Origin of the sequence: Cryptosporangium phraense (assembly GCF_006912135.1) — a bacterium.
Taxonomy (GTDB): Bacteria; Actinomycetota; Actinomycetes; order Mycobacteriales; family Cryptosporangiaceae; genus Cryptosporangium; species Cryptosporangium phraense.
In genome coordinates, this window is record NZ_VIRS01000022.1 from 28,915 (window position 1) to 41,453 (window position 12,539).

9 protein-coding genes and 1 tRNA gene are annotated in these 12,539 nt (G+C 70.0%); 6 read left to right on the forward strand and 4 right to left on the reverse strand.

The window, feature by feature from the left end; translation table 11 throughout:
* Positions 1-74: 74 nt before the first annotated feature.
* Positions 75-1,760, reverse strand: coding sequence for a serine/threonine-protein kinase (locus FL583_RS27510; protein ID WP_240746826.1), 1,686 nt, complete (start codon positions 1,758-1,760; stop codon positions 75-77).
* Positions 1,761-1,836: 76 nt separating this feature from the next.
* Here FL583_RS27510 and FL583_RS27515 point away from each other — a divergent pair, with 76 nt between their 5' ends.
* Positions 1,837-4,674 carry an FAD-binding and (Fe-S)-binding domain-containing protein gene (locus FL583_RS27515; RefSeq protein ID WP_240746820.1) on the forward strand — a complete coding sequence of 946 codons (2,838 nt, stop codon included), beginning with the start codon at positions 1,837-1,839 and terminating at the stop codon, positions 4,672-4,674.
* A 104-nt stretch (positions 4,675-4,778) separates the two neighbouring features.
* Complete coding sequence (locus FL583_RS27520) at positions 4,779-5,546, forward strand: SGNH/GDSL hydrolase family protein (RefSeq protein WP_240746821.1); 768 nt, start codon at positions 4,779-4,781, stop codon at positions 5,544-5,546.
* Here the strand turns inward: FL583_RS27520 and FL583_RS27525 are convergent.
* On the reverse strand, positions 5,543-6,160 hold the full coding sequence (locus tag FL583_RS27525; protein ID WP_142707750.1) for a hypothetical protein: 618 nt from the start codon (positions 6,158-6,160) through the stop codon (positions 5,543-5,545). The two genes, FL583_RS27520 and FL583_RS27525, sit on opposite strands and share 4 nt — an antisense overlap.
* A gap of 163 nt (positions 6,161-6,323) precedes the next feature.
* Here FL583_RS27525 and FL583_RS27530 point away from each other — a divergent pair, with 163 nt between their 5' ends.
* Entirely contained in the window at positions 6,324-7,484 is a 1,161-nt protein-coding gene (locus FL583_RS27530) for an FIST signal transduction protein (protein WP_142707751.1), read from the forward strand.
* Between the two features lie 2 nt (positions 7,485-7,486).
* Positions 7,487-9,877: a putative bifunctional diguanylate cyclase/phosphodiesterase gene (locus tag FL583_RS27535; RefSeq protein ID WP_142707752.1), complete on the forward strand. Its 2,391-nt coding sequence runs from the start codon at positions 7,487-7,489 to the stop codon at positions 9,875-9,877.
* Here FL583_RS27535 and FL583_RS27540 read toward each other — a convergent pair.
* Positions 9,809-10,327 (reverse strand): VOC family protein, encoded by a 519-nt coding sequence (locus FL583_RS27540; RefSeq protein ID WP_142707753.1) that lies wholly within the window; start codon positions 10,325-10,327, stop codon positions 9,809-9,811. The genes FL583_RS27535 and FL583_RS27540 overlap by 69 nt on opposite strands.
* A 215-nt stretch (positions 10,328-10,542) precedes the next feature.
* On the opposite strand from FL583_RS27540, the gene FL583_RS27545 reads away from it, so the two are divergent.
* Positions 10,543-10,631 (forward strand) — tRNA-Ser (locus tag FL583_RS27545).
* Positions 10,632-11,212: 581 nt separating this feature from the next.
* Complete coding sequence (locus FL583_RS27550; RefSeq protein WP_142707754.1) at positions 11,213-11,935, forward strand: hypothetical protein; 723 nt, start codon at positions 11,213-11,215, stop codon at positions 11,933-11,935.
* A 132-nt stretch (positions 11,936-12,067) separates the two neighbouring features.
* Here the strand turns inward: FL583_RS27550 and FL583_RS40355 are convergent, their stop codons facing one another.
* The gene (locus tag FL583_RS40355) at positions 12,068-12,244 is read right to left on the reverse strand and encodes a hypothetical protein (protein WP_170323889.1); all 177 of its coding nucleotides are present in this window, start codon (positions 12,242-12,244) and stop codon (positions 12,068-12,070) included.
* Positions 12,245-12,539: the final 295 nt, after the last annotated feature.

The window sequence follows — 12,539 nt, forward strand, 5'->3', positions numbered from 1 at the left end:
ACCGACGGTAGCCTCCCCGTGCACGTTGCACCGACGGTCCGATCGGATACCGGACAAGGGTGCAACCGCGAGCGTCAGCCCAGGCAGACGACGTTGATTTGCACCGGAACGGGAGAGAACCGGGTCGGCGATTCAACCACCGCCTGCACCGCATACTTGCCGCTGCCCTGGGCGAACAGCAAGCCCACCGAGTCCGTGCTCGTGAACGTCCGGTCGTCGTCGGTGACCGTGCCGCCACCCCCGGCGACCTCGCTGTCTCCCGGTGCGAGCGAGACGCGATAGCGGACGTCGGTCGGCACGTCGCTCACCGTTACCGAAAGGTTCACGGTGAAGGTCACCTCGTTCGCGCACGAGCCGAAGTAGCTCTTCGGTGAGACGTCGAGGTCGGCCGAGGTCACCTGCCCGACCGGCGCGGCCGGGGCGTCGCTGGGCCCGGGCGGGGCGGCCGAGGCCGACGGCGAGGACGACGCGGACGGTGACGCCGAGCCGCTCGGGCTCGCGCTGCCGCTGGGCGACGCGCTCGTGCTCGCCGACGCGGATCCGTCGGCCGACGGTGCCTCGGCCGACTCGGCCGGCCCGAGCGACGTCGTCACCGAGGTGGATCCGTCCCGGTCGTCGGTGCCGCCGCGGAGGGCGACCGCGGCCACGACCGCCACCGCGACGAGCAGGACGGCGAGCCCGCCGATCAACGCGCGCCTCCGACGCCGGCTGCTCGGATCGACGTGCGACGCCACGTCTGCCCGCGATGGCGGCCCCTCGCGTGACGCCGACGCCGCCGGAGCGCCGCCGTGCGAGATCGTCGGCGAATCGGTGCCCGCCGCGAATTCGTCCCACGCATCGGGCTCGGACGCCACGGCGACGCGCTGCGTAGCGTCCGTATCGAGTTCTTGGGTCAGCGCGTCGGAGACGGACGGGCGCGGGGCGCGGGCCACCGCGACGAGCGTCGCGCGGATCGACACCAGGTCGGGCCGGGCCGATGGGTCCTTGACCAGCAACGAGTTCAGCAGCGGGCCCAGCGGGCCGGCGCGCTCGGGCGCCGGATGCGGGTGGGTCGCGGTGGCGAGCAGCGCGGCGAGCGGGTCGGGGCGGTCGAACGGACCGTGACCCTCGACCGCGCAGAACAGCGTGGCGCCGAGGCCGAACAGGTCCGCCTCGGGACCGGTCTGCAGTCCGTTGAGCCGCTCGGGGGCGATGTAGCCGGGCGAGCCGAGCGCTCCGCTGCCGGCCGACATCGTGCCGCGGAGCGAGTCGGTGGCGATCGAGAAGTCGGTGAGCAGGACCTCGCCGTCGTCGGTGACCAGCACGTTCGACGGTTTGACGTCCCGGTGGACGACGCCGTTGCGGTGGGCCGCGGACAGCGCGTCGGTGAGCGCGATGCCGATCTGCGCGACCCGGGCCGGGCTCATCGGCCCTTCTTCGCGCACGATCTGGCTCAGCGAGCGGCCCTCGACCAGCCGCATCACCAGGCAGGGCATGCCCCGGTCGGCGACGACGTCGTGCACCGCGACGATGTTGGGGTGCGACACCCGGGCCGCGTGCCGGGCCTCGGACATCGCCCGGCGGACCAGGATCGTCCGCTGGTCGTCGGTGACGGCGTCGGGTAAGTGGACTTCCTTGACCGCGACCGGACGCCGTAGCCGCGTGTCGTAGCCCCGCCAGACCGTGCCCATGGCGCCGGTGCCGACCACGTCATCCACCCGGTAGCGCCCAGCGATCATCCGCACCGGGTCTCGGCCCGGCGCTCGCGTGGGTTCTGTCATCTCAGACACCAGTAGTCACCGTAGCCGCACGACCCTGGGTGCGCGGTGGGCGCCCGGTATTAGGCACGATGAACCAGTGACGACCACTCTTGAGCGACGGTTGCGTACCGAAATCGCCGGCGACGTCGCGTTCGACGCCGGTGCTCGCGCGCTCTACTCCGCCGACGCGTCCAACCACCGCCGGGTTCCGGCCGGGGTGGTGCTCCCGCGCAGCGTCGACGACGTGCTGGCCACGCTGGCGATCTGCGCCGCGGACGGCGTGGCGGTCACCATGCGTGGTGGCGGCACCACGATCGCGGGCAACGCGATCGGCCCGGGGATCGTGCTCGACACGTCCCGGTACCTGAACCGGATCCTCGACGTCTCCGGGAATCAGGCGGTCGTCGAGCCCGGTGTCGTCCTCGACGTGCTGCGTCGCCGGATCGCCCCGGACGGCCTGGACTTCGGCCCCGACCCGTCGACGCACAGCCGCTGCACGATCGGCGGGATGCTCGGCAACGACGCCTGCGGCTCGCACTCGGTCGCCTGGGGTACGACGTCTGACAACACCGACGCGCTGGACGTCGTACTGGCCGACGGGACGCGTCTCCAGCTGGGCGCGAACACCGCGGAGGAGTGGCGGCAGAAGGCCGCCGCCCCCACCCGCGAGGGACGGCTGTACGCCGACCTGGGGGCGATCGTCGACCCCAACCTGGCGCTCATCCGCACCACGTTCGGGCAGTTCAGCCGTCAGATCTCGGGTTACCCACTGCATCGCCTGCTGCCGGAGAACGGCCGTCACCTGGCCCGTGCGCTGGTGGGAACCGAGGGCACCTGCGCGGTGATCCTCGGCGCGACCCTGCACCTCAACCGGGCTCCGCGCTTCCGCGCGCTGGTGGTCCTCGGTTATGCGGACGCCGTAGCCGCGGCCGCCGCCGCGCCGGAGATCATCCCGCACCGACCGCTGACGATCGAGGGCATCGATCTGGCGCTGGTGAACGCCCTGCGGGCGCGGGGCCGGAGGCCGGCCGAGCTGCCGGCCGGTGAGGCCTGGCTGCTGGTCGAGGTCGGCGGTTCCACGCCGGCCGAGGCGGCGGACGCGGCGGCCTCGCTGGCGCGGCTCGTCCCGGGTGCCCCCCGGGTAGTGACCGACGCCGCCGAGATGCGCTCGTTCTGGCGCGTGCGCGAAGAGGGCGCCGGGCTGGCCACCCGGCTGGCCGACGGCTCCGAGGCCTGGCCCGGCTGGGAGGACTCGGCCGTGCCCCCGGCCCGGCTCGCCGACTACCTGCGCGAGTTCGCCGACCTCACCGAGCGGTACGGCTACCAGGGCGTCACCTACGGGCACTTCGGCGAGGGCTGCGTGCACGTCCGGCTCGACTTCGACCTGGTGTCGGTGGCCGGGCGCGACAAGTACGGGCTGTTCGTGCACGAGGCCGCGCAGCTCATCGTGAAGCACGGTGGGTCGCCGTCGGGCGAGCACGGCGACGGCATCGCCCGGTCGGCGCTGCTGGCCGACGTCTACAGCCCGGAGGCGGTGGCGCTGATGGGCGGGTTCAAGCGCGCCTTCGACCCGGCGGCGGCGCTGAACCCCGGCGTCATCGTCGATCCGCCGGCCGTCAACGACCTGATCCGGATCGCCTACACGCCCACCGTGCTGCCGGTGAACGGCTTCGCCTACGCCGACGACGGCGGGGAGTTCGACCGGGCCGTGCGTCGGTGCGTCGGGGTCGGCAAGTGCCGGAACGACCACACGCCCGGCGGTGTGATGTGCCCGAGCTACCAGGTGACCGGGGAGGAGAAGCACTCCACCCGGGGCCGGTCCCGGCTGCTGCTGGAGATGCTGCGCGGCGAGGTGATCACCGACGGCTGGCAGTCCGACGAGGTCGCCGAGGCGCTGGACGGCTGTTTCTCGTGCAAGGGCTGTCTCACCGACTGCCCGGTGAACGTCGACATGGCGACGTACAAGTCGGAGTTCCTGTACCAGCGCTACAAGGGCAAGCTCCGGCCGGCCGTGCACTACGCGATGGGGTGGTTGCCGGTGGCGCTGCGGGGAGCCGCACTGGCCCCGCGGGTCGCCAACGCGGTGACGGCGTTCGAGCCGGCGGCCCGCCTGATGAAGAAGGTCGCCGGGATCGCGCAGGAGCGGTCGGTGCCCCGGTTCGCGACCGGCGGGACTTTGAAGCAACGCCTCCGCCGTCGCCGAGGTTCAGCCCCGAAACAGCCCAGGACCGTGCTGCTCTGGCCGGACACGTTCACGAACTTCTTCGACCCACAGATCGGTGAGGCCGCCGTCGAGGTGCTCAACGCGGCCGGCTTCGCCGTCCGCGTCCCCTCGGGGGAGCTCTGCTGCGGTCTGACCTGGATCTCCACCGGTCAGTTGGACGTCGCCCGGACGGTGGCCCGTCGGACGCTGGATGCGCTCGAGCCGCACCTGGACGCGGGCATCCCGATCGTCGGGCTGGAGCCGAGCTGCCTGGCCAACTTCAAGCACGACCTGCCCGCGCTGCTACCCGACGACCCGCGGGCGAAGAAGCTCGCGGAACTCTCGATCACGCTGGCCGGAGTGCTGGAGCGGGACGCGCCCGACTGGGAGCCGCCGCAGACCGACCGGCCGGCGATCACCCAGGTCCACTGTCACCAGCACGCGGTCCTCGGCGACAAGCCCGACCGGGCGCTGGCCGCGGCGGCCGGCGTCGACCTGACCGTGCTGGACTCGGGCTGCTGCGGGGTCGCCGGGAACTTCGGCTTCGAGGCCGGGCACTACGAGATGGCCCAAGCCGCGGGCGAACGCGTGCTGCTGCCGGCCGTGCGGGCGGCCGATCAGGACACGATCGTGCTGGCCGACGGCTTCAGCTGCCGGACCCAGATCCGCCAGAACACCGACCGTGACGCTCACCACCTCGCCGAGGTGCTGGCCGGGCGACTGCGAAAGTAATCGTCCCAATTGTTCGTTTTGGCCGCGCATAACTGACCTGACACCCGGTTCCCTGCGGTGGCATAGTCGGTGCCGTTACCAACTATCGCCGGAGGTGCTGCATCGTGCGCGGGCGTTGGGCGAGCTACGTGGCGATCGGTGACAGCTTCACCGAGGGAATGGACGACCCGTACGGCGACGGTACGTACCGCGGCTGGGCCGATCTCGTCGCCGGGTGTCTGGCCGCGGAGTCGGACGGCTTCCGGTACGCGAATCTGGCCGTGCGCGGGCGGTTGCTGCCGGCGGTCGTCGACGCACAGGTGCCGCTGGCGGCGGCGATGAGGCCCGACCTCGTGTCGTTCGTGGCCGGGGGCAACGACGCGCTGCGCCGGCGGTTCGATCCGGTGCGGCTGGCCGAGGCCTACGAGGGCGCGGTCAAGCGGCTGGTCGCGAGCGGCGCGACCGTCGTGCTGTTCACTCCGGCCGACATCACGACGAACTACCCCGCGGCCCGGCGGTACCTGTTGCCGCGGATCGAGTTCTTCCTCGAGCTGATCCGGGAGACCGTCGAGAAGTACGACGCGTACCTGGTCGACCTGTGGGCCGACGACGGGTTCCGCGACCGCCGGCTGTGGAGCATCGACCGGCTGCACCTCAACGAGAGCGGGCACCGCCGGGTCGCGCACAACGTGCTCGAGACGCTGGGGCTGGACTGCGACCCGGATTGGGTGGCCGCACTGCCGGCGGCCTCGCCGGAGAAGTGGTTCGCGGCGAGGCGCGCCGATCTGCAGTGGGCTCGCGTGCACTTGGCGCCGTGGATAGGGCGCCGCCTCACCGGCCGCTCCAGCGGTGACACCGTCACCGCGAAGCGGCCGGATCTGGCCGAGATCTAGTCTTCTTCGTCGCCGAGGCCTAGGTCGCATTCGCCGGGCTCGTGCTCCGGCTTGGTCGGGGGTTCGAGGCCGTAGCGATCGAGCAGGTCGTTGACGCGGTCCATGGCCGCGTCCGGATCCGGCAGTTCGAGCAGCAGCGAGGCGAACGGCTCGTCCGAATCGGCCCGCACCAGGTGCAGGATCAGATCGGCCTCGATGCCCACGTCTGGGCAGTACAGCGGCTCGTAACCGACCGCTACCCGGGCGTCCAGATCGACGACCAGGCTGGCCGGCACGTCGGTGCCGTGGATCCGGGAGAGGGCCGACCGGAGGTCGTCCCAGAGTTCCACGGCGGTGGCCCACCGCTCGTCGTCGGAAGGGGTGAAGTTCACCACCCCGGCGTCGGACGCGAACGAGGCCGCGACCAGGTCCTCACGCTCTTCCCAGGCCTCGCCGTCGAGAGCAGGCCGCACCGCGGCCTCGAACGACGCAAGCCGGTTGACTCCATTGATCCGCAGTTGGTCGACCAGTTGATCAATGCTTTCGACGACGGCATCCTGCCAGTCCAAGGCAGCTCGCTCGGCCGCAGCCCTGGCGGCCGTACGGCGAGCCCGCGCCTTTTCCAGCACGTCCATCCCCGCCTCCACTGACGTTGAGGTACCAGCCGGTCGGGAGCTCGCCGGGGACGACGACAACCGGCCTTCCCTGAATCCTCTCACCTTCGGCGCGACACGCCCTTCATCTCCTCGTTCAGGTGCCGATAGGAGCTGAAGTAGGGCCGGTCGAGCAGGAGGCCGCGTGGCGGATACATGGGTGAACGTGGGGTGCTCGGCCGACGTCGATTCGCGGATCGCCGGCACGGAGGCGGCCCGCGTGGCTCTCTCGGGCGACCCGCGGCTGGTGGTCGCGTTCTTCGCCACCACCCACGATCCGGACGCCGTCTCGGCCGGGATCCGCTCGGTCAGCGGGAACGTCCCGCTGATCGGATGTCAGACCGCCGGGGAGATCGCCGACGGCTGGGCCGGCGACGGCGCGGTGGTCGTGACCGCGCTGGGCGGGCCCGGGCTGGCGGTGGAGGTCCGCGGGACCGAGATCGATTCGGCCTCGCCGCGGGACGTCGGCGCGCGGGTGGTGGCGCCGCTGGCTTCCTTGGCCGGCGGGGACCACCGGTTCGCGCTGGTGCTCACCGATGGGCAGGCCGGTCACCAGCAGGACATCATCCGGGGCGCGTACGGGGCCGTCGGCGCGGCGGTGCCGCTGGTCGGGGGGTGCGGCGCGAGCCCGACCGTGGGGGCGTTCGCGGCCGCGCCCCTGCTCTGCAACGACCGGGTGCTGCGCAACGGCGTGGTCGCGGCCTCGGTCGCCAGCGACAACCCGTTCGGGATCGGGATCAGGCACGGCTGGGAGCGCACCGGCGACGCGGTCGAGATCACCGCGACCGACAAGAACGAGGTGCTCGAGCTCGACCACCGACCGGCGCTCGACACGTACCTCTCGCTGCTCGGGGCGCCCGAGGAGTGCTGGACCGACGAACGCGCGTTCCAGGAGTTCTCGTTCCTGCACCCGTTCGCGATCCGGCGCCCGAACGGTGACGAGATCCGCGTCGTCGCGTACCCGAACTACGGGAACCGGTCGTTCTCGTCGGCCGCGGACGTGCCCGCGGACAGCGTCGCCTGGCTGATGCGCGGCGACGCCGACGCGCTGCTGACCGCGACCGACGAGGCCTTCGACGCGGCGATCGCCGGCCTCGGTGACCGGTCGGCCTCCGGGTTGCTCGCGTTCGACTGCGTCGGCCGGCGCGGGGTCCTCGCTCCGCGCGGGCTGACCGACGTCACCCGGATGGCGTCCCGGGCCGACGGTGCGCCGTTCGCGGGCTTCTACTGCCACGGCGAGATCGCCCGGACCAAGGGTGCGGCCGGCTATCACAACCAGGCGCTCGTCGTGCTGGCGCTGAGCTGAGCGTGACGGATCCCGGAGCGGGAGCGAACTGGGCTGCACAGCAGCTGCCGGAGTACCTGGCGGTGGTCTCGTCGCGTCCGGACGTGCGTTCGGCGGCCGGTGTTGCTGCGGAATGGGCCGCCGAGCTGATGGAGGCCGAGGTCGGCGCGGTGATCCTGGGTTCGGAGCTGCAGGCCCAGGTCGGTTTCCCGCGTGGGGCCGCGCCGGACGAACTGCTGGTCGCGGCGGCCGTCGACCGGCCCACGACGATCGACGTCCCGGGTGTCGGGCCGTGCTTCTGCACGGTCGTCGTGCTCGGTGCGGACACCGCCGGGCACCTCCTCGTCGCCCGCGGCGACCGCGCCTTCGGCGCCGAGGAGCTCAGCCTGCTGCGCGGGATGGGCCGCGTCCTGGGGTTGCAACTGCGTCAGATTCAGACGTTGGCCAGCGAGCGGACTCTCGTCGAGACGCTGCAGCGGCGCCAGCGGTTGCTCGAGGAGTTCGGCCGGGTCCAGCGCGCGCTGCTCACCCGGGCGCCGCTGCAGGAGATCCTGGACGCGATCACCGCGGGCGCGAACGCGCTGTTCGAGGGCGACATGGTGTCGCTGCGGCTGGTCGACCCGGACGATTCGGGGCAGATGCTGCTGGCCTCGCGCAGCGGGATTCCGGACCGGTTCGCGGCGAAGTCCTGGCGACTGCCGATCTCGCCCGGACTCCAACGCGCGATGGACACCGGGGAGATCGTCGTCGCCGACCGGGCCCGCCTGGCGTCGGCCGGCTACTCGAAGGACGTCGTCGAACCGATCGAGGCGGTGATGGCCGCGCCGGTCAGCGAGGACGGCGAGCGGGTCGGGTGCCTGATCGTGGCGTCCTCGGAACCGGGCCGGAGCTACGGCGAGAGCGACCAGGAGACGCTGCAGGGGTTCGCCGACCACGTCAGCATGGCGCTGACCGACGCCCGGGGCGTCCAGGCGCTGCACCAGGCCTACCACGACGGGCTCACCGGCCTGCCGAACCGGGCGCTGCTGAAGGAGCGGCTCGGCCACGCCCTGCGACGCGGGCCGTGCGGGCTGCTGTTCGTCGACCTCGACCGGTTCAAGCTGGTGAACGACAGCCTGGGCCACGAGGCCGGTGACCAGCTGCTGATCGAGACCGCGGAACGGCTGCGCGAGGCTGCCGGCCCGGGGAACACCGTGGCTCGGTACGGCGGCGACGAGTTCGTCGTCCTCGTCGACCGGGTGATCGACTCGGTCGCCGAGGCGACCGAGGTCGGAGACCGGATGCTGGCCGCGATGCAGTCGCCGTTCCTGATCATGGGCCGGGAGTGCTCGGTCGGCGCGAGCATCGGGGTGACGGTGGCGGCCGGGGATCGGGCCCCGGACGAGGTCCTGCGGGATGCGGACGTGGCGATGTACCGGGCCAAGCAGGGAGGCCGGGGCCGGGTCGAGGTGTTCAAGCCGGAGATGCACGCGGTGCTGATGGAGCGGCTGGATCTGGAGGCCGATCTGCGCCGGGCGATCGAGCAGGACGAGCTGTTCCTCGTCTACCAGCCGATCGTCGACCTCGCGACGATGCGACCGGCCAGCCTGGAGGCGCTGGTGCGCTGGAACCACCCGACGCGAGGCGTCCTCCCGCCGTCGCACTTCATCCCGATGGCCGAGGAGACCGGGCTGATCGCGTCGATCGGGAGGTGGGTGGTGTCCGAGGCGGCGGCCGCCGCCCGGCGGTGGGGCGTCTCCGACCTCGGTATCAACGTCAACCTGGCCGTGTCGCACCTGCGGTTGCCGGGGGCAGCGGACGAGGTCGCCGCGCTGGTGCGGGAGGCCGGGGTCTCGCCGGAGCGGCTGACGGTCGAGGTGACCGAGAACGAGATCGTGCGGGAGCACGACGAGGCGCTGGACGCGCTGTTCACGCTGCGGGAGCTGGGCATGACGATCGCCGTGGACGACTTCGGCACGGGGTTCTCGTCGCTGCGATATTTGCGTCAGTTGCCGGTGAACGCGGTGAAGGTCGACCGGTCGTTTCTCGCCGACATCGACCTGTCGCCGGAGGCGCTGGCGTTCGCGCAGTCGATCGTGGGGCTGGGGACCGCGCTGTCGTTGCACACGGTGGCGGAGGGGATCGAGCGGCCGGCTCAGCTGGTTGAGTTGCAGCGGATGGGGTGTGGGTACGGGCAGGGGTTTTATCTGTCCCGGCCGCTGCCGGAGGACGGTGTGGTGGCGTGGCTGAGTTCGGCGTCTCGGGCTCAGCCCGGCGCGGCGTCTCTCGCGCAGCCTGGCACGGCGTCTCTCGCGCAGCCCGGCTCGGTGGGAAACGCGCATCCCGGCTCGGCGGGGAACGCCGAGCTAGGCGGGGAGGGAGACGCCGATTCCGCCCTTGGTGTGGGCGCCGAAGCGGGCCACCTCGGCGGCTAGGTCGAGCCGGTGGATCTCGTTGCGCTTGGACTTGATCTCGTCGGTGAGGAGGTCGGCCGGGACGAGCCAGGAGACCTCGAACTCGATGCCGTCGGGGTCCTTGGCGTAGAGGGCCTTGGTGGTGGAGTGGTCGCTGGCGCCGACGAGGGCGTTGAGCTCTTGCAGTTTCTCTTCGATGCGCTGCAGTTCGGCGAGAGTGTCGACTTCCCAGGCCAGGTGGTAGAGCCCGACCGTGCTCCGGCCGGCCCCGGACGGGCCGGCCTGGTCGCCGATCTGGAACAGCCCGAGGTCGTGGTCGTTGCTCGAGCCGCCGGCCCGGAGGAAGGCCGCGCCCGGGAACACGTCGCCGCCGTCGATGACCGAGAAGCCCAGGGCGGCGCGGTAGAACGCGACGCTGCGGGCGACGTCACGGACGTACAGCACCGCGTGGTTCAGACGCTGGATCGGCATCGGTGGAGCCTCCGGAGGTGTCGCCGACCTCCTACGATAGCCAGACTTTGTTTAGCGTTCAACGATGCCGACCTGGGCTACCGTTCGCCTCTGCTGCCGAGGCCGGCCGTCACGGTGGAAGACATTTCCCGCCGATCGCCGGGGAACCCGCCGTCGTGGAGCGGGCCGGAGGGGCGTGCCACACTAGGCGATGGTCGACGGCGTGCCGACGGCTGGGAGGGCTCGCCTAGTGGCCGATGGCGGCAGTCTTGAAAACTGCTATGGGGCGGAAGTCTCATCGTGGGTTCGAATCCCACGCCCTCCGCACTGACCGGGACGGTTGCTGCGCTGACCTGCTGCGATCGGATTGATTCGGGCGCGCGCTCTCCTTCTTGTTTGCCCAGGTCGTCTAAGCCATGCCCTCGATTGCGGTCATTGTGCTCGGCTTCATCCCGTCTGCCGTCGACCCACCCACCGGGGAGCGGGGCGGCATCGGGGTCGCCATATATTCCGACATCCGATCCTGTGCCTCCAGTCGCTGGCGACCCCGGTGACGGTCTGCTCGGCTCGTCCTGGGGCGACGGTGGGCGGGATGTCCCATCCCCTGAGCTAGAGCGCTCGCCTGTAGAAGTTGGCGCGTGCCGCAACGGCGGCCCGCTCGCCCGCAGTGGCCACCCGCATGTCGTCTGCGACGCCGTGGCGGTGCGGCCGGTGACCGGCCGGAGCCGCATGCTCCGGACGCGAAGCGCCGACGGCGCCACCAGACGCGGACGTCGGCGCGCTGGCGGCCGGCCTTGATCTAATAGGGCACAATTCGGCAAGTAGGTCGAGTTATGAAGGTGGCTTGAATTGCTTTGTTCCTGAGCTAACCCACGAGGCTGGATCCTCACACGGAAGAGGACGTTGATGCAGCTCGGTACCCTGGCCGACGTAGCAGAGGTATTTTCTGCCCTGGGAAGCCTGGCGGCAGTTGTTGTTGCGGCATTAGTGGCAAATAAGACCCTTAGAGAGGTCAGGATAGATCGGAAGTTGCGGGTCCGTCCTTTTGTTGCTTTTCAAATGGGTGGCGAGCAAATTTTAATTGGTTCCAGGACTTTCCGGTGGCGAATTGGCGGCCTCGACCCCGACTGGGTGGAGAAGAATTTCGCTCATATCCCAGAGGATGCCGAGGTTCTAGACCTTGAGTCTGCCCACCTCTATGGTGAGCTGGAAAATCTGGGTGGCGGCGTCGCGATCGGAATTCAGACGGTCTGGACTCCCGATGAGATGGGCATAGCTGGCGAGATGTTCTCATTGGGTAGCGACAAGCTTGAGCAGCTTAAATATGCTAAGCATGTGAATACGATAGCGCCCATACCTGCGATCCTGAAGGGTGGGGAAAGTGCGCAGTTGGGTCGGCTACCGACGTTCTTAGTTCTCGACCTTGAGAAGCAGCTAACTGAAATAAATGGGCACGTTGAGCTGCTATATAAAGATCTAGAAGGCGACACGTTCTCTACCCGGCAGCGATTTCATTTCTGGCGACACGAACCGAAGGATGGGGGAACTGTCTACGGAGTGACATTTTACGAAATAGCGGCCGACTCTCTTTCTTTGCGTTCCAGCGGAAAATCTCGAAAGTCGGGCTAGTTCATATCTTAAAGTGATCTGACTTCGACCGGTGCTCGGCCCGGACCGCGCGGCGACCCTGGGTGAGCTGAACCGTGCCCATCAAGCCCTCGCCCCATTGACCGGGGCGAGGGCTTCGAGCCCGGTTGAGCATCACTTCTTGGTCTGAAGGCCCTCATTCTCGATGTCGTCTGCCGCCTTGTTCAACCCGGATACCGCAACCGACAGGTCTAGGTACCGCTTGTTCTCATTGCTCTTTGGTTCACAAGTACGGGTCCGGATCGCGCGGACCTCGTCGGCCATCTGGCGCAGTCTCGCTACGTCGTCCATCTGCTTAGGGTCGACCGATCTACAGGCCGACGCCAGCAGTCCGCGCGAATTACAGATCGGGCACGCAACGGGCACGAGGAATCCTCATCGTGGGTTCGAATCCCATGCCCTCCGCTCGACCTGCGCGAACGTGCTCTGAGGGGCCGACTCGGCCGTAGCTGTTCGGGTGTCAGGGCGCCGATTGCTCACGGACTGCTCACGTGAGTGGAGCCGGATAACGGGCAGCTCGACCTCGATGCCTAGCGCCTTGAACCGGCGGCCGGCCTGCTCGTCGTCGGCGCATGGGATAGGGATG